Source organism: Advenella kashmirensis W13003 (genome assembly GCF_000506985.1).
Classification (GTDB): Bacteria; Pseudomonadota; Gammaproteobacteria; order Burkholderiales; family Burkholderiaceae_B; genus Advenella; species Advenella kashmirensis_A.
This window is the reverse complement of the sequence record NZ_KI650984.1, coordinates 1-23,716: the sequence shown is the minus strand read 5'-3', so window position 1 is coordinate 23,716 and position 23,716 is coordinate 1. Positions and strand designations below refer to the sequence as shown.

Sequence of the window (23,716 nt, the reverse complement as noted above, 5' to 3'; positions counted from 1 at the left end):
AGCGTAAGAGTAGCGCAGACCGGCCCGATCGTCAGGGTGTTTTGCCGGATGACGTCAGGTGATTGATACGATTGGCAATTTCAACAATCAGGCGGCGGGCTGCCGCCGGCTTGTCCAGCAGGGGCAGGGGGTGGTTGCCCTGCTCATCGAACAGCACCATGCGGGACTGATCCGATTCCATGGTTTCCTGCGCCAGGTTGCCCACCAGCAAAGGAATATTCTTGCGCTTGCGTTTGGCTTCGGCATAGTCATGCAGATTTTCGGTTTCTGCAGCAAAGCCGACGCACCAGGGGCCATTGGGCAGGGCGGCCACTTCGGCCAGGATATCGGGATTTTCCGACAGCGCCAGATCCAGGCCACCTTGTGCGCCGGTTTTCTTCACTTTCTGGGGGTGGGTGTTACTCACATGCCAGTCTGCCACAGCCGCGACGGAAATAAAAATATCCTGTCCCGGCACCAGTTGCATGACATGCGCATGCATTTGCCGGCCCGATTTGACATTGATGCGCTCTACGCCATAGGGTGCCTCCAGCGCCGTCGGCCCGGAAACCAGCGTGACGCGGGCACCTGCTTCCCAGGCAGCACGGGCAATGGCATAGCCCATTTTTCCCGAAGAGCGGTTGCTGATATAGCGTACCGGATCGATGTCTTCCTGGGTTGGGCCCGCCGTCACCAGAATCTGTCTGCCGGCCAGCGATTTATCCTGAAAGAAGGCCTGTGTTTCAAAAACAATCTGTTCGGGCTCAAGCATGCGACCGTCACCCACTTCACCACAAGCTTGCGAGCCGCTGCCGGGTCCCCAGAGCGTCACGCCATCATCCTGCAACTGGGCCGCATTGCGACGGGTGGCCGGATGCGCCCACATCTCGCGGTTCATGGCAGGCACAACGACCAATGGACACAAGCCGCGCGCCAGACATAAAGTGGAGAGCAGATCATCGGCCAGGCCGTGCGCCAGTTTGGCCATAAAATCGGCACTGGCCGGTACGATCAGGATCAGGTCGGACTGACGGCTCAGATTGATATGAGCCATGCTGTTTTCCATGCGATCGTCCAGCGTCTCGGTGTAGACCGGATTGCCGGAGAGGGCCTGAAATGTTGTGGGCGTGACAAATTGCGTAGCGGCATGGGTCATGGCAACCGTAATAATTGCGCCATGATCCTGCAGGCGACGCACCAGTTCGGCGGTCTTGTAGCAGGCAATGCCTCCTGTGAGACCGATCAGAATGCGTTTGCCGGATAGCGGGTTCATGTTCTTTGCTCCCTGTTCCTGCCGCGCAGATAGCGCAACAGTTCATCCAGCACCAGCAGGACTGCCCCGATGGTAATGAATGTGTCGGCCAGATTGAACGCCGGGAAATAGGCGTCGTTCCAATAGAACAGCAGGAAATCAATAACGTGGCCGTATACCGTTCTGTCTATGACGTTGCCCAGGGCCCCCGCCAGAATCAGCGACAGCGCCAGACAAAAGAGCCCCTGCTCACGGTGCTTGCGCAGCAAATACAGGATAAACGCAGAGGCAGCAAGGCCCAGTGCCAGGAAAAACCACCGTTGCCAGCCGGCACCGTCGGCCAGCATGCTGAAGGCCGCACCCTGATTGTAGATCAGAATGAAATCGAACACCGGCAGCACGTTGATCCGCTGCAGGTACTCGAAATTCTGCTCGAAATACTGCTTGCTGACCTGATCGACCCCGATCAGCAGAACGGCAAGTGCGATCCAGGCAATATATGGAATGATGCGCGTTGTCGCGGGCGCCGGTTTAGGCATAATGGCGATCCTCGCCACCGTGATGCAGATTGTCGTCGCAGCGTGAGCAGATTTCCGGATGGCCTTCTATAGATCCCACTTCTTCGCGATAATGCCAGCAGCGTTCGCATTTGGCGTGTTCGGACGGCGTAATCGTAAAGTTCACGCCTTCGCCCGGGGCGCCCGCATGTACCGTCGCGCGGGACACAATGAAAATGAAACGCAGGTCATCGTTCAGGCTTTGCAGGTATTGCAGATCCAGCCCGTCGGCAAAGACGTCCACTTCGGCCTGTAGCGAGGAACCGATACCGCCGGCGCTGCGTACGTCTTCCAGTTGCCGGTTCAGTTCGGCGCGGATTTCAAGAATCCGCTGCCATTTCTTGCTCAGGGCTGCATGGTCGGCCACTTCCGGAAGCGTATGAAATACATCGGTAAAAATCGTGACCGTGTGCGCGCTGTCGGTATTTTTCAGGGTTGACTGTTGCAGTTCATGCCAGGCTTCTTCGGCGGTAAACGAAAGCACTGGTGCCAGCAGCCTGAGCAGGCTTTGCGTAATGTGCAGCAGGGCCGTTTGCGCCGAGCGCCGGGCCAGGCTGTCGCGCCCGGTCACATACAGTCGATCCTTGAGCGTGTCCAGGTAGAATGACCCCAGGTCTTCAGAGCAGAAAATCTGCAGGCGCGCCATGGCCGGGTGGAAATTGAATTCCTCATAATAGGCCAGCACTTCGTTCTGCATATCCTGCGTGAGCGCCAGGGCATACTGATCCACTTCAAACAGCTGGCTGGTTTCAACCATGTCGTTTGCCGCGTCAAAATCGTTCAGATTACCCAGCAGAAAACACAGGGTATTGCGAATACGGCGGTAGCCTTCCACGACACGTTTGAGAATCTGGTCCGAAATGGACAGCTCACCCGAGTAGTCCGTCGAGGCGGTCCATAAGCGGATGATTTCGGCGCCCAGCGAATCGGACACTTTTTGCGGAGCAATCACATTGCCCAGCGATTTGCTCATCTTGCGACCCTGACCATCTACCACAAAACCATGGGTCAGCAGGTTACGATAGGGCGGCTCGCCAAACAGCATGGAAGAGGTCAGCAACGAGGAGTGGAACCAGCCACGATGCTGGTCAGATCCTTCCAGATACAGGTCGGCGGGCCAGCGCAGGGTGTCCGAATGCGAACCGATCGTGGCATTGTCTTTGCCGCCCAGCACGGTAAAATGCGTGGTGCCCGAGTCAAACCATACGTCCAGGGTATCGCGGTTTTTTTCGTAGTGCGCGGCCTCGTCGCCCAGCAATTCGGCCGGATCCAGCGCCTGCCACGCTTCAATCCCGTGTTTTTCTACGCGCTGAGCAACCTTTTCAAGCAGTTCAATGGTACGGGGGTGCAGCTCGCCCGTTTCTTTATGGACGAAAAATGCCATGGGCACGCCCCATTGACGCTGACGTGACAGCGTCCAGTCCGGCCGATTGGCAATCATGGCATGCAGGCGGGCGCGGCCCCAGGCCGGATAAAAACCGGTGGCGTCGATGCCTGCCAGCGCTTTCTCGCGCAGCGTGCCGCTCTGGTCGTTCGGCTCTTTATCCATACCGGCAAACCACTGACTGGTGGCACGGTAAATAATCGGTGTTTTATGGCGCCAGCAATGCATATAACTATGCTTGTGCGACTCGACATGCAACAGCGTACCGGCATCCTGCATGGCCTTGACGATTTCGGGATTGGCTTCCCAAATGGTCTTGCCACCAAACAGCGGCAGCGATGGCACGTATTTGCCGTCGCCCATCACGGGGCTCAGGATATTGGCGTCCTGCATGCCATTGGCCTTGCAGGACTGAAAGTCTTCTACACCATAGGCCGGTGCAGAATGCACGATCCCGGTACCGGTATCAACCGTGACATAGTCGCCCAGATACACGGGAGACAGGCGATCATAGCCTGCATCAGCCTTGGCCAGCGGATGGCGGAATGCAATATGGTCCAGCGCCTGGCCCGCGCATTCGGCAATCACTTCACCTTGCAGTTCCCAGTGTTCCAGGCAGGCCTGGACGCGGTCTTTGGCCAGCAGCAGCAGAGGGCCGGTCGGCAGCGGTTCGCTCAGCCGTACCAGCGCGTACACGACCTCGGGATGCACATTCAGGGCCTGGTTAGACGGAATTGTCCAGGGCGTTGTGGTCCAGATCACAACGGCGCCATCTTCTATACTGTCCAGGCCGAATGCGGCGGCCAGTTTGTCTTTTTCGGCGAAGGGAAAGGCCACGTCAATGGCCGGATCCTTGCGGTCGGCATATTCGACTTCAGCCTCGGCCAGGGCCGAGCCGCAGTCAAAACACCAGTTGACCGGCTTCAGTCCGCGGAACACATAGCCTTTTTCCATGATGCGCGCCAGCGCACGCAGCTCATTGGCTTCGTTGCCGAAATTCATGGTCAGGTACGGATTGTCCCAGTCGCCCAGCACGCCCAGTCGTTTGAAGTCGGCTCGCTGACGGTCAATTTGCTCCAGCGCGTAGGCGCGGGCCTTGGACTGAACCTCGGCAACCGGCAGGTTCTTGCCGTATTTTTTCTCAATCTGGATTTCGATGGGCATGCCATGGCAGTCCCAGCCCGGCACGTAGGGGGCATCAAAGCCCGCCATATTGCGGCTTTTGAGGATGATGTCCTTGAGAATCTTGTTGACCGCGTGTCCGATATGAATGTCGCCGTTGGCGTACGGAGGCCCGTCATGCAGAATATAGACAGGGCGACCGGCAGAAGCTTGGCGTACCGCCTGGTACACTTTTTTCTCTTCCCATTCACGAACCCAGCCGGGTTCGCGTTTAGGCAGATTCCCGCGCATGGGAAAAGGGGTTTCAGGCAGATTCAGGGTGTTCTTATAATCCATGGACAGCAAAATAGTTGCGAGCAACGTCCGCATCGTGGCGGATGGCGTCAGTCAGTGTTTGTAAATCGGGGAATTTTTCTTCGTCCCGCACGGCATGCAAAAAGCTTATTGTAATAAGTTTACCGTATGCCGATACGTTTTTATCGAGAATATGCACTTCCAGCAGGACTTGTCCGTCCTCTTCGACCGTAGGGCGCACGCCCAGGCTGGCAACGCCCGCCAGCGGCTCGTCTGCCAGGCCGTGTACCTTGACGACATAAATGCCCGAACGCAGGGCGCAGCGCGGCATGACGCGTACATTCAGCGTGGGAAAGCCGATCGTGCGGCCCAGCTTGCGGCCATGAATGACATGGCCGCTGATTTCATAGGGGTGGCCCAGAAACTGGCTGGCCCGCTCAATATCGGCATAAGCCAGGGCATGGCGCAGTTCTGAGCTGGAATAACGAATGCCTTGCGGGTCCAGCACATCATGCAGCGTTTCTACTTCGAACCCCAGGCGGCTGCCGGCTTCGCGAAGTAAGGCAATGTCGCCGCGCCGCTTGCTGCCGAAACGGAAGTCTTCACCTACATAGAGCCACTTGACCGCCAGCTGGCGCACCAGAATATCTTCGATGAACTGCTCCGGTGTCTGCTGTGCAAACGCCTGATCAAAGCGCCGGATATGAATATGCCGTATGCCGCAACAGGACAGGGCACGCACTTTATCGCGCAGAGTCGATACACGGGTGGGTGCCAGTTCGGGTCGCTGTTCACGCAAGGCAAAATACTCGCGCGGATGCGGCACAAAGGTCATGACCGAAGGTTCCAGCCCTTTGCTATCGGCCGTGCTTACCACGTGCGATAGCAACTGCTGGTGGCCAAGGTGCACGCCATCAAAATTACCAATCGTCAGGGCGCTGCCCGGCTGGGGGGCGCAGGTGGAAGGTTGACGGGACAGGAGAAGAGGATTTTTCATGCCGGAAATACGACTCATCATGCCGCTTTTCTTTATATTCGGAAACGTTCATCAAATTAATGGGGGTATGCGTTCAGGGGGATCCCGCACTTTGCAAGCCCGGCGCAACCCGGAAAGTTTACAGGAAGACGATGGGATTGAGTCCGGTATGCCCGGGACGGTGGCAGATTTATTCCGATGTAGGGCGTTGCTTTTTTCTTGCGTTCCCGGCACAAGAGGACCATTATTTCAGTTGTGAATGTGTCCACGTCGAACAAAGGAATTGCTTATGAAAATCGCTATCATTGGGGTCAACGGCAGGGTTGGTTCGCGTATTGCGGCCGAGGCCTTGCGTCGCGGTCATCAGGTTACCGGGGTCGTGCATTCGACCCGGACGGCAAATGCGCCGGCTGGCGTGGCTATCGTGCAGGGCGATGCCAATCAGCCGGACGCCCTGGCGCCGTTGTTGCGAGGCCACGATGCCGTGGTCAGCGCCGTGCGGTTCCATGATTTGAAAGCGGCTCCTTTGTTGCAGGCGCTCAAGCTTGCCGAGGTGAAACGATTGCTGGTGGTGGGCGGTGCTGCCAGTCTTGAAACCTCACCGGGCAGAATTTTGCTGGACAGCCCCGACTTTCCGGATGCCTACAAATCAGAGGCAGTGCCGGGCAAGCAGTTTCTGGACGACCTGCGAGGCGAAAAAGAGGTGGACTGGACGTTTCTGTCGCCTTCGGCCCAGTTCGAACCCGGCGAGCGCACAGGCAAATTCCGCATTGGCGCAGATCAATTGCTTGCAGACACTGACGGCAAAAGTCACATTTCGATGGAAGATTACGCTATTGCGATGGTTGACGAGCTTGAGCGCCCGCGGCACATGCGTCAACGATTTACTGTTGGTTATTAACCCTAAGCGCCGTCAGTGAAGGACAATAAGCTATACTATGCCCCTTCTTTGGGGCCTGTTATAGCGGTCCCATTTAATTGCGGCGTTGCCCGTCCAGTTGCACGACCGCGATCCCACTGCTAACCCACTCATTTGAAAGTGTAAATTGTCTGTCGTGTCATATTCACGTCTGCAGTTTGCGTTTGAAACGTGTAAGCAATACGGAAGTGTTCAGTTGAAACCAACAAATCCTGAAAAAACCCGGGTCGTCATCCTTATTTCCGGGCGTGGCTCCAATATGCAAGCCCTGGTGCGCGCCGCGAGCCAAATGAACAATGTCAATATCGTTGCTGTGCTCTCGCATAGTTTGAACAGCGACGGATTGGCCTGGGCCCGGACTCAGGGAATCGAGACCGAACAACTGGTGTATGATGCGGCAGGGGGCCAGACGCGTGCGCAATACGATCAGTTGCTCTGTCAGCACATTGACCGTTACCAGCCCGATCTGGTGCTGCTTGCCGGTTTCATGCGCATTTTAAGCGATGAATTTGTGCAGCATTATTCGGGGCGTCTGGTCAATATCCATCCGTCGCTGCTGCCGCTTTTTCCGGGCATGCACACCCACCAGCAGGCGCTGGACGCCGGCGTGCGGGTTCATGGATGTAGTGTGCATTATGTTATTCCGGCGCTGGATCAGGGCCCGATTATCGCCCAGGCCGCAGTTCCCGTACTGAGCGACGATACCGTGCAAACCCTGGCCGCGCGCGTCTTGCAGATGGAACACAAGCTCTATCCCAAGGTTCTGGAGTGGCTGGCGCAGGGGCAGGTCTTTTTGGACCCCCAGGGAAAAGTGGGCCTGACTCAACCCCTGCCGTTGCATCAGTTTTACACCGCCCCCGACAAAGTCAGCTGATACCGGCGCTCTTGCGTTCATGGCAGCATTGGATATTTCAACCTTGATAGACCTCATTTGAAATATCGTTAATCAGGCAAAAATTATGACAATCAAATCCGCTAGAAAAGACTCAGGGCGCCGTCCTGTCAAACCCGACTTTACGCGACGCACGCAGCGCAAGCCGCAGCCAGGCGCCCGGGAACGCGGCATCTATACCGTACGCTTGGGCCAGATTCGCGACGTGCTGAGCGAGGTGCTCAAGTGGAAGCATCCGGCGGATGCTGTGCTATCGGCCTGGTTTCGCGCCAATAAAGCTCTGGGGGGGCGTGATCGCAATGAAGTGGCCGAAGCGGTGTTCGACGTATTGCGTCATTTGCGTCGCTACCGGCAATATGCCGAAAGCGGCACTGGTCCGGCGCTGGAGCGCCTGGCCATTCTGGGCCTGGCGTCGGTCGTCGGCAAAGATACCATCGCGGGTCAGTTATCCAATGAGGAAAAAGACTGGTTGTTGCGCATGGATACCATCGATCCGGCCTCGCTGGCCCCCGAAATTCGTGGGAGCCTGCCTGACTGGCTTTATGAGTACATGAGCCAGCTGGATGAACCCGAAAGCCTGGTGGCCGCCCTTAATACCAAAGCTCCGCTGGATTTGCGCGTCAACCCGTTCAAAACAGACCGGGATAATGTATTGGCTGAGCTGCGTGCGTCGTCCGTGGCCGATTTCGATCCACAGCCTACGCCGTATTCCCCCTGGGGCATACGGCTGAACGGCAAACCGGCGATCCAGCGCTGGGCATTGTTTGAAAATGGTTCGCTCGAGGTGCAGGACGAAGGCAGCCAGTTGCTGGCGCTGCTGGTCGGGCCGCGCCGGACCGATATGGTGATTGATTTTTGCGCCGGTGCCGGCGGCAAAACGCTGTTGCTGGGGGCATTAATGCGCTCGGCCGGTCGCCTGTACGCATTCGATGTTTCTGCGGCAAGGCTTGCCAAAGCCAAGCCGCGCATCGCGCGCAGTGGCTTGTCGAATGTCACGCCGATTGCCATTTCGAACGAGAACGATGCCCGGGTCAAGCGCTTGGCCGGCAAGGCAGATAAAGTCCTGGTTGATGCACCGTGTACCGGTGTGGGCACACTCAGGCGCAATCCCGATCTCAAATGGCGTCAGTCTCCTGCCAGCGTGCAGGAATTGACTGAACTGCAGGCGCGTATCCTGAACAGCGCCGCACGCTGCGTTGCACCGGGCGGGCGGCTGGTGTATTCCACCTGCAGCGTGCTGCCGCAGGAAAATGAACAGCAAATCGATGCCTTTCTGGCCTCGCATCCTGAGTTTTCCTTGTTGAACGCGCAGGAGGTGCTGGGCGATCGTTGTCCCGATCTGGGCATGACTTCGTCTTACCTGAAGCTGCGGCCGGACGTACACGGGACCGACGGGTTCTTTGCCGCCGTGCTTGAACGCAGTAAATAATTTTGCATTTGCGGAACGTTTTGCGGGTAAAATGGTCTTAATTGGATTGAATTGGCGGTTAAAATGCCGCCAATTCTAGAAAACTGTGCATCCGTAACCGTATGCAACATTCTACGCCGCCAGAATCGTCTTGGCTTGAAAAAACAGGGCTATAGTCAATTGCATAGGCCTTGTGTGTCTGAATGATGACATTCTGCTCACAGCTTGCGCAAAATCAAGAAAAAAGGGTAATTATATTTTTTCTTAGTTAAATCATGGTGTTATAATTCCTGCGCGATTTGGCATCGCGTAGCATCCTGCCCGCATAAGGGCATACCGCCCACCGTCGTGGGCATTGCCCAGCTTCTTGGGCATCTCAGGAGACCTTAAAGGGTATATGGATACAATTTTAGATTTCATTTCCGGTGGCTTATTGCAACTGAGCTGGTGGCAGGTCATTCTTGTCACGCTCGTGCTGACGCACATTACCATCGCTGCGGTCACCATCTATCTGCATCGCAGCCAGGCTCACCGCGGACTGGATCTGCACCCCATCGTGTCGCACTTCTTCCGCTTCTGGTTGTGGATGACCACGGGCATGGTCACCCGCGAATGGGTTGCCATTCACCGCAAGCACCACGCCAAATGCGAACGCGAAGGCGATCCTCACTCTCCAATCATCTACGGTATTGACCGGGTGCTATGGAGGGGGGCCGAACTGTATCGCCAGGAAGCGGCCAATGAAGAAACCATCAAGCGCTTCAGTCACGGCACGCCAAACGACTGGATGGAACGCAACGTATATTCCCGTCACACAACGCTGGGCATTTTTGCCATGCTGGTGATCGATCTGCTGTTGTTCGGTGCGATCGGCCTGACCGTATGGGCAGTGCAAATGGCCTGGATTCCTTTCTGGGCAGCCGGTGTTGTGAATGGCCTGGGACACTATATTGGTTACCGTAATTTTTCGAGTCCCGATACCAGTACGAATCTGTTCCCCATCGGCATCATTATCGGTGGAGAAGAACTGCACAATAACCACCACGCCTATGGCACGTCCGCCAAATTCTCCAGCAAATGGTATGAATTCGATATTGGCTGGGGTTACATCCGCATTCTTCAGGCCCTGCGTCTGGCGCAGGTTAAGAAAGTCGCGCCCAAGCTGAAACTGGCCCGGGAAAAATCCGAGTCGGTCACGGAACAAACATTGCAGGGCGTCATTACGCACCGCTATGAAATCATGGCCCGTTACGCCAGCATGCTGCGTCAGTCCGTGCAGTCTGAAATCAAGCGTCTGACGCAATCGGGCGCCAGCGCCCAGGAACGCGAGCTGCTGCAGAAAGTACAGTCTCGCCTGGGTCAGGCCGACTTGGCTCTGAACCCCCAGGAAAAGCAGGAACTGGACAATATGCTGGCTCAGAACACGATGTTGGCCAAGCTGGTGCATATGCGCGAAGAGCTGTATCGTGTCTGGACCAGCTCTACCGCCAGCAGCGAGCAGTTGCTGAGCGATTTGCAGCAATGGTGCCAGCATGCACAGCAAAGCGGTATCCAGAGTCTTGAACAGTTTGCCCTTCGTCTGCGTCGATATGCAGCATGATCGGGCAGTTAAATCCTGAACAACTGGCGGCCGTCACCACCAACGAGCAACATACCCTTGTGCTGGCCGGTGCCGGTAGCGGTAAAACCAAAGTCCTGACCACCCGTATGGCCTGGCTGATCCAGAATGGAAAAGTCAGCCCTTACGGCGTGCTGGCCGTGACATTCACCAATAAAGCTGCCCGCGAAATGCTCACGCGCCTGACCGCCATGCTGCCGGTTGATACGCGCGGCATGTGGGTCGGCACCTTTCATGGCCTGTGCAATCGGCTGTTGCGGGCGCATTATCGCGACGCCGGCCTGCCGCAGAACTTCCAGATTCTGGATATCGCGGACCAGCTGGCGGCCATCAAGCGCCTGATCAAAGCCAATGATATCGACGACGAAAAATTCCCGCCCAAAGACGTCCAGCGCTTTATCAATAATGCCAAGGAAAACGGTGAGCGGCCCGACACCGTAGAAGTGTGGGACGCGCATCGCAAGCGCCTGGCGGAAATCTACCAACTTTACCAGGAGCAGTGCCAGCGTGAAGGCGTGGTCGACTTTGCCGAACTGTTGCTGCGCGCCTATGAATTGCTGTCGCGCAATGTGCTTGTTCGCGAGCATTACCAGCGGCGTTTTCGCTATATCCTGATCGACGAGTTTCAGGATACCAATACGCTGCAATATAAATGGCTCTGCCTGCTGGCCGGCGCCCACGCCTCGCTGTTTGCGGTGGGTGATGACGACCAGTCCATCTATGCCTTCCGCGGCGCCAACGTGGGCAACATGTCCGCCTTTGAGCGCGACTATGCGGGCAACAATATTATCCGGCTGGAGCAGAATTATCGTTCCTATGGTCATATTCTGGATGCGGCCAACGCACTGATCGAACATAACACCGAAAGGCTGGGTAAAAACCTGTGGACCGACAGGGGCGAGGGCGAACTGTTGCGAGTGGTGGAGCAGCCTACCGATCTGCTGGAAGCGCAGTGGGTCGTTGACGAAATCCGCGCCCAAATCAATGATGGACGCCTGCGTAGTGAAATTGCCGTCCTGTATCGCAGCAATGCCCAATCCCGGCCTATTGAACACGCACTGTTTTCTGCCCACATTCCGTATAAAGTCTATGGCGGTCTGCGATTCTTCGAGCGCCAGGAAATCAAACATGTGCTGGCTTACCTGCGGTTGATTGCCAGCGGTGATGACGATACGTCGTTCATGCGGGTCGTCAACTTTCCGACCCGGGGCATTGGTGCCAGAACGCTGGAAAACCTGAGCGATTGTGCGCGCCAGATCGGCTGTAATCTGATTCATGCGGTCGGCGCTGTGTCCGGGCGTAGTGGTACAAAATTGCTGGCGTTTGCCAAACTGATTGAAACCCTGCGTGAAGACGCGCAAACCCTGAGCCTGCCGGAGCTGATCAAGCATGTGACCGACGCCTCCGGGCTGAACGCGCATTACGAAGCGGAACGGGAAGGGGCCGAGCGCCTGGAAAACCTGGGTGAATTGATCAACGCCGCAACTGCATTCTGCGCAGAAGAAAACCTGGAAGGCAAAGCCGCCCTGGCGCAGGTAGAACGCTCTGTGGCCCCCGATGATCCAGACTCGCCCTTTGCCCAGGAACTGACCAGCGCATTGGCGCTTTTTCTGTCGCATGCATCGCTGGAAGCGGGGGACAATCAGGCACAGGCCGGCGAAGATGCGATTCAGCTTATGACCATTCATGCTGCCAAAGGTCTGGAATTCGATTCCGTCTTTATCACGGGTGTCGAAGAAGGCCTCTTTCCGCACGAGAACAGCATTATGGCCGAAGATGGTCTGGAGGAAGAGCGCCGTCTAATGTACGTGGCGATTACACGTGCCAAGGAACGGCTTACCTTCAGCCTGGCCCATGCCCGCATGCTTCATGGGCAGACCCGTTACTCAATGCGTTCGCGTTTCCTGGAAGAACTGCCGGACGATCACCTGAAGTGGCTCACGCCGCGTACCCGCGAAGTCGCGGAACCCTCCTGGGGAATGCGCCTGCATGTCGATGCGCATGCACGGCCATCTACCGGTAGAATAGAACCGCGCGCCCCGCGCAGCATCAGTTCAGGCGTCAGTGTAAGCGGCAAGGAATACCGAATAGGCCAGGGCGTGCGACACTCCCGCTTTGGCGACGGTACGATCATTCGTCTGACCGGGCAGGGAGCTGACGCGCAGGCAGAAATCGTGTTCAGAGACACGGGCGCCAAAACCCTTGCATTGGCGGTAGCTAAATTGGATATTATCGCCGGCTGACGAGCCTGGTCGGCGCGACATTGAAACCATACAAAGGAATTTTCATGAAAGCAGTGGCGTGTGTGCTTACTTTTATCGTGAGTTTCAGTGTGCTGGGCGGTTGCGCCAGCCGCCCTGACAGCGCTGCCCGCAGCGGTAGCGGCGTTCAGATATATGGTACGGTTGATACCGGCATCGGCTATCGGTCACGCAGCATTTCGCGAGATTGAGACATTTTTAAGAAATTGTGCTGCATGTTGCGGCAATCGCTGGACAAAAAGTGGAACACAGTGGTAGAATTCTCTTCTTTCCTGAAGGCGGTTAGCTCAGTTGGTTAGAGCGCTACGTTGACATCGTAGAGGTCGCTGGTTCGAATCCAGTACTGCCTACCATTGAATACTGTGTGTATTAAAATGGGAAAATAAAATCAGGAACATCAGATAACCCCGACGACAATCGAATGCGTACGGGGTTTTTTACTGCCTGACTGATATCGGAAGCCATCCCTATCTAGCTGATGGTATAGCGCAGCCGGCAATCTGTGCCAGCCGCTAATGCGTGACACGCTTTTTCAGCTGCCGCCGACCTTGCAGTCCTTGACCAGCACATTACTAACGGTAGACGATTGCCCACCCGCGTTCTGCTGCATTTCCTGGGTAAGCATTTTGCCATTCACACTACCGACGTCTTCACGCGTGAATTTTTCGGTGGTCCATGTATAGCCGTTTCCACGGAATGTGTTACCTACCATGTCGGCGTTGCTGTTCGTTGCGCGCGTGAGCTCTACTGCCTGGTTGCCGTATACGAGTCTGGCGCTCAACGGTTCCTCGGCCTGGAAGGTGTACTGGACGCTTAACGGCTGGGTGCTTCCCTGGCCGCAGCTATATTCGACAGTTTGTTGCGACAAGTCCTTGCCGATTTCATTTGACGTCGAGCATGCCGCCAGTCCGGTACATAAAACGAGGCCGGTCAGAGTTAAGAGTTTGTGGTTCATCATAGGTCCTTTAATTTCCAGGCATTAAGCCTGCTCCTGAATTTTTATACCATCGCCTATCCACAAGGCCTGTAAACGTCCGTGTCCAATTGAAACAGCGCGCGGCGAATGCGACAAATCGGAGCGGGCTTTACTACACATTCGTAAAAATTCTTTTGATGTCCTTCCCGATTGTTAGATGAAAACAACTGCTTGTTGGACAATTCCGCTCTATAACAAAAGGTCAAGGACTGAAAAAATTGGCAAATTTCACGGATTTTGATATTTTCTATATACATTGAAAACTACCCAATTAATGAAAATTCGTTCGGCGGGTGCCAGTCAGATATTGAGCATATTGTTTGAAAAGCACCCGGAGCAAGTGAAAGGCATTGATCGCCTTGGCGTTAATGCTCCCAGAGAGTGGAAGTCGGGTCCTTTTTAGATGAACATGTGAGAAGGCATTCATGGTGTGGAAGGCCAAGTTTTAGCATCGGATGACAAATTTAGCAGCTGGAGCTGAAAGGAACGAATTGCTTCTGTAACAACGGGAGCACAACGTTCGCAAAGGTAAAAATGATCTCCTTCGAAAATACGTAGTTCGAATGGTTTCGATGTCACGGCTGACCAGTCTGCCGCCTGGGCAATCGTGAGTTCATTGTCTTTACTTCCGACAAAGGCACTAATGCGAATAGGCATTGGTGCACTTTGCTGCGTTGGCTGGTACGTTTCAATGAGTTGGTAGTCGTTGCGAATAACGGGAAGCATGAGTTTGCGCCATTCGTCGGAATGCAGCAGTTCCGGCGGTGTATTTCCGAGTGAACTAAGTTTTTCACAGAATATTGAATCGGGGGCTAGATGCAGCCTACCGGTGAGGTTGTGCATAGGCGCTTCCCGGGCTGATACTATCAACCGTTCCGGTAATCGCAGTCGACGTTGCGTTAGCAATAGACAGAGTTCATGGCAGACCGCGGCGCCCATGCTATGACCGAAAAGAATATATGGACGATCCAGTAACGGCCTGATCTCCTCTGCGAGTTCTTCGGTGAGTGCTGCCATATTATTGATTAACTCATCATCGAGCCTTTCCTGCCGGCCAGGGTACTGAATGGCAACAAGTTCTATATTCCCTGGCAAATATCGGTTCCAATCCCTGAAAAAACTAGCCGTTCCACCGGCATGGGGTAGACAGACGATTCGCGCAGTAGCTTTCGGCCGAGGTTGATATATGCGAAGCCAGGGCGACAACACGTGTTTTTGGGTAATTATCACAATCGTGTTTTCCAATGCTGTGGGGTCAAGGGTATGATGTGTTGAATCGCAAGGGGAAGCGTATCCTTTGCAGCAATTTCGTGAGGTACACCCAGTTCGGTGCCAAGCTCGACCCATGCTTTTGCTGCGCTCAGCAGATATTGATTCATGACGGGATTCTGGCGTTTCTCCTGGATTGTCTGATGGAACCGCAATAAGGCCCGCGCGGCAGCTTGCGGCCAGATCCGTGTCAGAATCTCGTTGTAAGTGGGGGCGACAGTGGTGTCGACAATGGTGCTGGCAGGCAACGCCAGCGATGCCTGTGCGACGGATAGATCGAGTATTCCATCATCACGGCGTTTCATGAACATACGCGGTTGCCACATGATTTGCCCGTGACTATCCAGCAGAGTCAGCGTACCGCCCTGCGTACCCAGTGAAATTTGATGGAACAGATGCAAATGATTGTCGGGGTCGGCAGGATCGAACTGGTTTTGAACGCGCAACGTTAGGGGCAGCCCGGCAATGCGTCCGGTCAGGCATGTAAGAGGTCCCAGGCCTTCGCTGTCGGCGGGGTGCAGAGTGAAGAACCATGGGCGTAACCGGCCCAAAGACTTGCCAAGTATGTCGATAAGAGGATAAAGGACGTGTACGCTGCAGGCGGCGTCGACAAACAGAGGCTTGCGTTGGGCAAGCACGCTTCGGGCGGCTTCAATGAACTGGGCGACGCTGGGAATATCAGGGTAGAAGCCGTTAAGCTGATATTGGCATTGGTTCTTCCTCGCAGCCAACAGCAACTGGCTGAGGTCTTCGTGATGCACAGGCTGTTCCTGCAGGACATGGATGCCGCGTTCCAGCAGGGCCATGGCGAGCTTGGTTCCGGCCCCGCCCAGGATTGATGACCGCACGACGACGCATGCGGCCTGGATCTCGTCGGGCAGTTCATCCACAGACGTGTAGAGCGGCACCCGGTAGCGCTGCGCGCATTGCCGGGCAAAGTCGCTGCCCCGGGCAAGAATGCCCGCCAGACGGAATTCGCCTGGCAACATCGCAATGCCACTTAAATAGGTTTGTCCGAATGTGGTGCCGCACACAACCACGCGGATCGGGCTGATCGCTTGCGTCATAGCACACCCTCTTCGATCCGGTCAGTGCCGTCATCGCAGCCGGCGGCGCCACGAAAGGCCAGAGTGAAATCGTCAATGCAACGATTATGTTGCAGAGTGCTCAGGACCGCTTCCCAATCGAGTATGCTGTCGGCCCGGTAAGTTCCGGGGGGCGGCGGGTTCGTGACCAGCAGGGATGCGGCATTTGCCGCGACCGCGCCACTTACGCGATAGCTGTCTCTCGCTTTGAGCACGGCCCGCAGCCGTCTGGTTGCGCCCGATGCGGTTCCCTCCATGTCAATGAGCAGCCGGTAGTAGGGCGTTTGTCCGGCCAGATCCATGCTGGCCGTCTCGACCAGATCATTGACCGCCTGCTGCTGCAACTGCCGATAGGCTTGCGTATTTTCTGCGCCGGCGTGGATGCCCAGGCGGCTGCTCCAGCGTGCAATGACCTCGAGTGCGCGCGTACTGGCCATGACATTGCCCCATCGGACGTCGTGCAAATCCAGGTCGCGTATCAGCCGTTCCAGTTCTTCGCTGAGAAAGGGTTGCACGTAAACGTGACCAGGAAAGCCGGGCAAGTCTGTGGCCGAGTACGCGGCCATTGCATTTGTGATCCGCTTCCCATCCTCCCAAAGCGCGCCGGCACGGCCAAAACCCTGGTGCGTGCTGGCGAGTACGTCGACCGCCGCAGCGGGAGAGCAGGCTTCCCGTCCGCCGGACCATCCCCTTAGTGTTTGCACCTTATCGAAGTGAGTACGTGCGAGCCATCGAGGCAGTAATTCCGATAGCCCGGGATAAATTCCGGCAGAATGAATAACGCGCCGGTTCATCGACAGCGGATTTGCCTGGAACAGATCGGATAACTGTCGGCCGCCAAAGGCATCGACGTAATCGGCACCAGCCCGGTCGGCTGCGCGGGCGACGCGATCGCCAATCTGTGAGGATGGCCCGGCAGTATTCAATACGACAGTACAACCGCTGCAGAATCGGGCGAGGGACGAATCGTCATAGACGTTGACGCGACTCCAGCACATGGAATCGTATTTGTCTGGATCCTGTGGCGCACGTGTGTGATAGGCGGCCCGCAGCACATAGCGCTGATCGTCGTGCATAAGGCAGGCCAAGGCCCCTGATCCGACCGATCCGCTGGCGCCGACGATCGCAATGACGGGGCGCGTCATGCGGTTTGCCCCCGGAGAATATGATCCAGCGCAACATTCACATGAGGCGGCTGCAGGCAGTTCAGATGGTTGCCGTGGATACTGTCGATGCGCACATCGCCCAGAGCCAGCTCATTCCAGAAAGACCGCATGTCCGGTTGCAGGCCCGGCAGGAAGTGAAGCGCCTCGTTGTCCAGCAAAAGATGCAGATCACCGGCGAACGCTTCAGGCTGATACAGCGAGACTGCCGCAAGGCTGTGCTTGAATATACGGAACTGGCTTTCTATTTGCGCTTCCGGCACTTCCCAGGCTTTGGTCGACATGGTCGCAACCAGGGCGGCGCGGCGTTCGGCGGCAGGGATGTCGGCCAGTCGTGCATAGCAATCGGCGACGGGTTTCAGTTCGCCGTTGAGCGATTGCAGGGAAGCCGGGGGGATATGGTCGCCGTGCTGTTTACGTAATTGCAAAAGCGCACGCGCCATCAGGGTATCGTCGACATGATGTCCGGCAGCGGTGATATCAGCCCCCAGGAGACCGCCGAAAGCCCGTTCAAGCAGAAGGTCGTCATCGATATGGTAGCGGAACCGGTCGCTGCTGATTGCGGTCACCGGGTCCACTTGTAAGCCGGCGTCGAGCAGCACGCGGGCGATTTCGGTCGCCAGCAGACCGCCCATGCAATAGCCGATCAGGTGGATGCGAGAGGTGCCAAGGGTCGCCAGCAGCGTGGCGTATTCTGTGGCAAGGTCGCAAATCAGTCGTTCCGCGGGGCGGTCCAGATAGGCCTGGGCGTCCGGCACCATAAGGCCGACTATTTCACCGGTCCGTTCCGGCGCCGCTTCGAGCAGGGGCAACAGGGCCCGGTAGGGCGCCAGCGTGCCGCTGCCGTCGTGGACCAGAACATGAATGGTGTCGGTCTGCGCCTTACCCGGAATGAGGGACAGCAGGGGAGAGGCAGCGTGCGTTGTCGCTGTGTCGCTGCTGTTAACACTATTTCGCAGTGCGGTGGCTGTCGCTGCAGCGGTCGGAGTCCTGAGCACTTCGCGCATCAGCCGGTCCCATTCCCAGTCTTTTGCCTCGGTCATCTGTTCCCGCATTTTTGCCACGACCTGGGCAATGAGCAGAGAATCGCCGCCGGCCTGGAAAAAATCATCGTTGCGGCCCAGCCCAGTCCTGCCCAATGCGGTTTCCCAGATGCCGATGAGGCGGCTTTCCAGTTCGTCCATGGGCCGCTCAGATGCGGCAGCAATCATGGGCTGGGCGGCAATATGTACGCGTTGCTTCAGAGCGTTGCGATCGACCTTGCCGTTGCGCGACAGCGGAAGTGCATGCAGCGCTTCGAGTCGCAATGGCAGCATATATTCGGGCAGACGTTCTCTGAGATATTCGCGGATCTGAGGTTCATGCGTGATCTTGCGTGTTTCGGGAAGGCGTACCACGAAGGCGACCTGGCCGACACTGGCGATGGCCTCATCGGGCGGCGGATAGGCGCAAAGCACTTCGCCCTGGGCTTCAGTAAACAGACGCTCCCATTGATCACGACTGAAGAATGTCTGATCAAGCGCTTCACGTTCATCGGTGAATCCGGACAGTCCGGTCTGAAACTCCATTGAGGTCATCAGGGCCGCAATTTCACGGGTTGCCTCAATGACGATCAGCGTGCATCCTGGCGCGCCGAGTTCGCGCAGCCGGGACAGGACCGTTGGCGCGTGGTGCGCATTGTGCAGAACATTCGAGCAGACGATGACATCCCAACTGGCCGCCTGCAGCCCTTGCGATACATAATCCTGGTTCAAGTCGAACAGCCCGTAGCGCACCCATGGGTAGTCGCCGTGGCGTTCGCGGGCTGCATTCAGGAAAAACGGGGAGACATCGCTGTAAAGATAGTCCACTGGAAAGTCGGCCACAGCCGGAATCAGGGCCCGGCTCGTGCCACCCACACCGGCGCCGATTTCAAGAATGCGCAAAGGGCGCAGGCTGTCTTGCGTATGCTTGCGGTTTTTTGCGATTTCCCGGACGGCTGCGCACACGACTGCATTCATGCACCGGTTGACCAGGTTGTCGTTGTATGCGGCGACGGCGGTATCCAGCGTGCCCTGGGGGAACAGCAAATCCAGCGGATCGACTTCGCCACGCAGGAGTCCGGGCAGGTGACCGCCGGACTCGCGCAGGTAACGCAGCAGTTCGCTGCTGTAATGTATCTTCTGTTCAAGCTGCTCCAATTGTTCCCAGCGTCGTTCGGCTTCGTCGCCGACCGGTTCACGTAACAACGCATAGGCGCTGTTTTGTTCATCGGTACCGAGCCAGCCGGCTTCGGAGAGATTGCGCAACCAGCGTCGGATCAGGCGATGATTGGATTCGATTGCGCCTGTACTGTGAATGATCTGATCGACGCCATGGGATTCGCCCGTCTTTGAAAACAGACCACATTCGCGAAATGCTGCCAGCATGTTCAGCCGGGCGATATCGTCGGCGGTATTGACCCATTGCAGAAAGGCGTGGCGATCCAGAGCGGCGATGCTTTGATCACCGGCTGTATTCGCAGCTTGCGTGATCGTCGAGTGATCGGCATGGCCGTCAGGCTGATGCAGAACGGCGGCTTCAAAGAAGGCAGCCAGATGCCTGTCCTGTGCAAACTCCCCGCAGGCGAGCGCGACGGCCATGCCGATATCCGGATGGCTTTGCAACGCGCTTTCGATTTCTCCCAGCTCGATCCGGTGGCCGCGGATTTTGACCTGATTGTCTTCGCGTCCCAGAAATTCGATCACGCCGTCGGGGCGATATTTTCCCAGATCGCCGGTACGATACAGGCGTTCGCCTGTGGCCGGATGGTCAATGAAGCGTTCTTCTGTTCGCACGGGATCGTTCAGGTAACCCAGGGCCAGGCCCGTGCCGCCGATATACAATTCACCCGGCACCTGATCCGGGCACGGTCTCATCATGGGGTCCAGCACATGGAAGGTCTGGTTGGCCAGCGGCCGACCGTAGGGGATGCTGCGTGCGTTTGCCGGAACCGTTCCGATATCATGCCAGATCGACCAGATACCGGCTTCGGTCGCGCCGCCGAGACTGATAATACGCAGCCCGGGGATATGTGCGCGCATGACGGCAGGCAAACCGACAGGAATCCAGTCACCGGACAGGAGCGCCAGTCTGAGCGTCGAAATGCGGACGTGGGGATCGGATTCCAGGAAAGTGGCCAGCATTTGCATTTGGGCAGGAACGGAATTCCACACGGTCACCTCGCTGGCGATCATGCATTCCGCCCAATGTGAGGGGTCGCGCCGGCGTTCCGGGCTGGGCAGCACGAGTGTGCCGCCTGCAGCCAGGGTGCCGAAAATATCATAAACGGACAAATCGAATGCCAGGTTCGCCAGACCGAGGACCCGGTCGCCTGAATGAATGCCAAAACGCGCGTTGATATCTGCCACCGTGTTGATGGCTGCAAGATGCGTCATCATGACGCCCTTGGGCTTGCCGGTGGTGCCGGAGGTATAAATGACGTAAGCCAGACTGGTTGGTTCGACGTCTGCCGGTCCCATTGTCGCGGCCGATGTGCTGCCGACAGCAAGCGCATCGGTGGCAATCGCGGTAATGCATTGCGGCCACGCCCCGTCCGGTCCGGCGGCATCCGTCAGAACGTGCTGCACACCCGCATCGCGCAGGATAGCGTCACGTCGGGCCTGAGGCTGCTCGGTGTCCAGTGGCAAATAAGCGGCTCCGACCCACAGAACGCCCAGTACAGCGGCAATTTGCCAGCGCGATTTATCCAGGGCAATCGCGACCAGATCGCCGGGCTGGCAGCCCGAATCGAGCAACGCCTGCGCAATTGCGCGGGTCCGTTGCAACAGCGCACCGTAAGAGACGGGTCCCTGTGCGTCGATAATGGCGATTGCGTCGGGCTGCTGTTGTGCCTGTAAATGGAATCCGTCGTGCAATCGTCCCGCGGCAAGCGCGACGGCGGTGTCATTGCTTTGCTCTCTTGCCTGCCGGGTGCTTGCTGGCAACGCCAGAGGTTGCGCCTCCTGCCAGACAGTTGCGTCGTCGGCCAGCGCGAGCAGCAGCGCACTGAACGCGGCAAAAGCGTCTTCGATCAAGCCCGGCGGGAATACGCCCTCGCGGATATCCCAGTTGACATAGAGCGTGCCAGCACGTTCCGCCACCTGGCAGTCGAGCCATACCTGTGGCGTTTGGGTAATGCCGTATCCCAGGCGCGCGCCCTGCATGAATTCTCCGTCAGCGTCGGTTTCGGCCGACATCGGCTGCATACCCAGCGTGCTGGTAAAGACGATCGGCAGGATGAAATCCCGTTGCTGCCTCTCTCTGCCCATTTCGCGCAATACCTCGATGCCAGAGAAAGCGGCGTGTTCCATGTCTTCCCAGAGTTGCTGCTGCAAGTGCGCCGCCCGTTCTGCAAACTGTGATTTCTCCTGTGGCCTGATTTCCAGAACACTGGTCGATGTAAAGTCGCCGATAATGCGGTCAATCTCCGGATGAATCGCCGGGCGGTTCAGCACCGTGAGGTTGAGGCAGTAGCCGGGGTGTCTGGACCAGCGCCCAATGGTGTCGGCAAAGGCCGCCAGAATGGCGCATGTGGGCGTTGTGCGACGCTCTGCTGCCAGGCGGCAGAATGCGTGCCATTGCACGGACGAAAGCGTCATGGCATGGCGGGAGAATGCGACCGGCGCCTGCGCGGCAGGCCTCTCCTGAACCGGCAGCTCAGGCGCGCCCGGCATATTGGGAATCCGCGCCATCCAGTAATCACGATCGCGCGCGAAACGCGCCCGCTGTGCCGCCTGTTCCCGGTCATGCCTGAGTGCGAGCACCGCGTCACGGAATGTCAGCGTCAGGGATGGCAACGGTTTCTCTGGCATCCGGTACAACTGGTCGAGTTCGGCCAGCATGATCTGAATGCTCACGAAATCGGCGATCAGCAGGTCCAGCGATAAATGCAGCCGGCTGAATTGGTTGCAGCGGCTGAGTCTGAGTTCATACAACGGCCACTCGTGGGGGGTATAGCATTTTTCCGACATGGCAGCACGGGTGCGGTCCAGCGAAGCCTGCTCTTTGTCTTCGGGCTGGTTGCGCAGGTCGTCGGTTTCCAGAGCCGGCAGGCTGATGTGTTCCTGCACCTGCTGCCACCCGTCCTGCGTGATAGTTGCGCGCAACATATCATGCCGGGCGATAAGACGGTGCCAGGCCTGTTCCAGGCGGGCCGGATCGAGATCAGGCATGTCGAGTTCGACATACCCATGGCATCCCACACCGCCATAGGCATAAGCCGAACCGCGACCGACCAGATAGGCGGCCTGTACATCGGTCAGGGGGAATGGGTCGTGCCTGTGTTGCGGATCTGCAGGCAGCGCACCCGCTTCTGGCGCAAGACGGGCAATCAATTCTTTCTTGTGCGATGTCAGTAAGGCCCTGTGTTCGTCCGTCAGTGCACCGGCGGGTGCGCGAAAGCGCAGCTGGCCTCCCTCTGTCCATAGCAGAATACCCAGTGCATCCAGTTCGTTGATCAGTGAGTCGAGCGTCATAGTATTCCTTCTTCAAATGCAGGGTCTTGATAAGTGAGTCCGGCAGAATCGGCCTGGGCTTGCAGCCATGCCGCCTGTGCGGCGATCGTGGAGGTGGAAAACACCTGGCGCAAAGACAAACTGGCATCGGCAATGTTGCGCTGGCGCACGGTTTCAACCAGGCGGGTGGCACGCAGACTGTCCCCGCCGAGCAGGAAGAAGTCGTCATGGCGGGAGATCCGGTTGCATCCCAGTATCTCGGCCCAGATCTGCGCCAATGCGTCTTCCAAACCGTTCTGCGGCGCTTCGTATTGAGATTGGGGAGAGAGCGCATCCAGCTGAGTCGCCAAAGCATTGCGATCGATTTTGCCGTTGGCGCTCAGTGGCAGCGTCTCAAGTTGCAGCCACTGAGTCGGGAGCATGTAGTCGGGCAGCAAGGTACGCAATTGTGCGATGATCGCATCGGGCGGAGTGGGCTGGTCGGCTACGATGGCGGCTGCGAGGGCGGGGGGCTGTCCGACGACCATGGCGACGGCCTGGCGCAACCCGCCGCAGGCCAGTATCGCCGCTTCGATCTCGCCCAGTTCAATGCGGTGTCCGCGCAGCTTGATCTGATGGTCCCGGCGCCCGAGGAACTCAAGTGTGCCATCGGGCCAGTAGCGTCCTAGATCGCCGGTGCGGTACCAGCGCTGGTTGTTGTAGGTGACGAAGGCGGCAGCGGTGCGTTGCGGATCGCCGCGGTAGCCGTTGGCGACACCGGCGCCGCCGATCCACAACTCGCCGGGGACCCAGTCGGGGCAGTCGCGGCCCAGGGCATCGACCACACGATATTGCTGACACGGGCACTTCGCACAGATTGGACCAGATGGCCGCTTCGGTGGCGCCGCCCATGGCGATGAAGCGGGCCCAGCAGGACCGGCACGCTGTTCCACAGCGTGATGTGATGGCGATGCACCAGGTCAAGCCAGGCGGCAGCGTCGCGTCGTTCGTCTTCAGCCGGGAGCACGACGGTGGCGCCGGCGCCCAGCAGGCCGAACAGATCGTAGACCGATAGATCGAAGTCCAGCGCCGAGAGGGCCAGGATACG

Annotated in this window: 15 protein-coding genes, 1 tRNA gene and 2 pseudogenes; 7 read left to right on the top strand and 11 right to left on the bottom strand. The window is 57.4% G+C overall.

What is annotated here, in order from left to right:
* Positions 1-31: 31 nt before the first annotated feature.
* The 4 genes from coaBC to W822_RS45175 are packed head-to-tail and all read right to left on the bottom strand — an operon-like array spanning position 32 to position 5,585.
* Positions 32-1,252, bottom strand: coding sequence for a bifunctional phosphopantothenoylcysteine decarboxylase/phosphopantothenate--cysteine ligase CoaBC (gene coaBC / locus W822_RS45190; RefSeq protein WP_024007442.1), 1,221 nt, complete (start codon positions 1,250-1,252; stop codon positions 32-34).
* Positions 1,249-1,770, bottom strand: a complete 522-nt coding sequence (gene lspA, locus W822_RS45185) for a signal peptidase II (protein ID WP_031243818.1) — start codon at positions 1,768-1,770, stop codon at positions 1,249-1,251. Before lspA ends, coaBC begins: the two co-directional genes overlap by 4 nt.
* Positions 1,763-4,630 (bottom strand): isoleucine--tRNA ligase, encoded by a 2,868-nt coding sequence (gene ileS, locus W822_RS45180; protein WP_024007440.1) that lies wholly within the window; start codon positions 4,628-4,630, stop codon positions 1,763-1,765. Before ileS ends, lspA begins: the two co-directional genes overlap by 8 nt.
* Entirely contained in the window at positions 4,620-5,585 is a 966-nt protein-coding gene (locus tag W822_RS45175) for a bifunctional riboflavin kinase/FAD synthetase (protein WP_024007439.1), read from the bottom strand. Before W822_RS45175 ends, ileS begins: the two co-directional genes overlap by 11 nt.
* A gap of 268 nt (positions 5,586-5,853) precedes the next feature.
* Between W822_RS45175 and W822_RS45170 the strand changes: the two genes are divergently transcribed.
* The 7 genes from W822_RS45170 (at position 5,854) to W822_RS45145 (ending at position 13,015) form a co-directional block, all read left to right on the top strand.
* Positions 5,854-6,465, top strand: coding sequence for an NAD(P)-dependent oxidoreductase (locus W822_RS45170; protein WP_024007438.1), 612 nt, complete (start codon positions 5,854-5,856; stop codon positions 6,463-6,465).
* Between the two features lie 277 nt (positions 6,466-6,742).
* The gene (gene purN, locus W822_RS45165) at positions 6,743-7,357 is read left to right on the top strand and encodes a phosphoribosylglycinamide formyltransferase (RefSeq protein ID WP_051401889.1); all 615 of its coding nucleotides are present in this window, start codon (positions 6,743-6,745) and stop codon (positions 7,355-7,357) included.
* 223 nt (positions 7,358-7,580) lie between these two features.
* A complete protein-coding gene (locus W822_RS45160; protein ID WP_024007436.1) occupies positions 7,581-8,804 on the top strand; it encodes an RsmB/NOP family class I SAM-dependent RNA methyltransferase in 1,224 nt (407 codons plus the stop codon).
* Between the two features lie 376 nt (positions 8,805-9,180).
* Complete coding sequence (locus W822_RS45155; RefSeq protein ID WP_024007435.1) at positions 9,181-10,383, top strand: DesA family fatty acid desaturase; 1,203 nt, start codon at positions 9,181-9,183, stop codon at positions 10,381-10,383.
* Positions 10,380-12,644, top strand: coding sequence for a UvrD-helicase domain-containing protein (locus W822_RS45150; protein WP_024007434.1), 2,265 nt, complete (start codon positions 10,380-10,382; stop codon positions 12,642-12,644). Before W822_RS45155 ends, W822_RS45150 begins: the two co-directional genes overlap by 4 nt.
* Before the next feature lie 44 nt (positions 12,645-12,688).
* Positions 12,689-12,853: a hypothetical protein gene (locus W822_RS46475; RefSeq protein ID WP_024007433.1), complete on the top strand. Its 165-nt coding sequence runs from the start codon at positions 12,689-12,691 to the stop codon at positions 12,851-12,853.
* An 85-nt stretch (positions 12,854-12,938) separates the two neighbouring features.
* Positions 12,939-13,015, top strand: a tRNA-Val gene (locus tag W822_RS45145).
* A 179-nt stretch (positions 13,016-13,194) separates the two neighbouring features.
* Here W822_RS45145 and W822_RS45140 read toward each other — a convergent pair.
* The 7 genes and pseudogenes from W822_RS45140 to W822_RS46640 form a co-directional block, all read right to left on the bottom strand.
* Entirely contained in the window at positions 13,195-13,617 is a 423-nt protein-coding gene (locus W822_RS45140) for a hypothetical protein (RefSeq protein WP_024007432.1), read from the bottom strand.
* Between the two features lie 444 nt (positions 13,618-14,061).
* A complete protein-coding gene (locus W822_RS45135) occupies positions 14,062-14,847 on the bottom strand; it encodes a thioesterase II family protein (protein WP_253272360.1) in 786 nt (261 codons plus the stop codon).
* Positions 14,848-14,864: 17 nt separating this feature from the next.
* Complete coding sequence (locus W822_RS45130) at positions 14,865-15,974, bottom strand: Gfo/Idh/MocA family oxidoreductase (RefSeq protein WP_024007430.1); 1,110 nt, start codon at positions 15,972-15,974, stop codon at positions 14,865-14,867.
* On the bottom strand, positions 15,971-17,137 hold the full coding sequence (locus tag W822_RS45125) for a saccharopine dehydrogenase NADP-binding domain-containing protein (protein ID WP_024007429.1): 1,167 nt from the start codon (positions 17,135-17,137) through the stop codon (positions 15,971-15,973). Before W822_RS45125 ends, W822_RS45130 begins: the two co-directional genes overlap by 4 nt.
* Positions 17,134-22,650, bottom strand: a complete 5,517-nt coding sequence (locus tag W822_RS45120; protein ID WP_024007428.1) for a non-ribosomal peptide synthetase — start codon at positions 22,648-22,650, stop codon at positions 17,134-17,136. Before W822_RS45120 ends, W822_RS45125 begins: the two co-directional genes overlap by 4 nt.
* Positions 22,647-22,901, bottom strand: a pseudogene (locus tag W822_RS46835) (phosphopantetheine-binding protein); the annotation flags it as partial. The pseudogene W822_RS46835 and the gene W822_RS45120, both read right to left, overlap by 4 nt.
* Positions 22,902-23,114: 213 nt before the next feature.
* Positions 23,115-23,716 (bottom strand): annotated as a pseudogene (locus tag W822_RS46640) (AMP-binding protein); the annotation flags it as partial.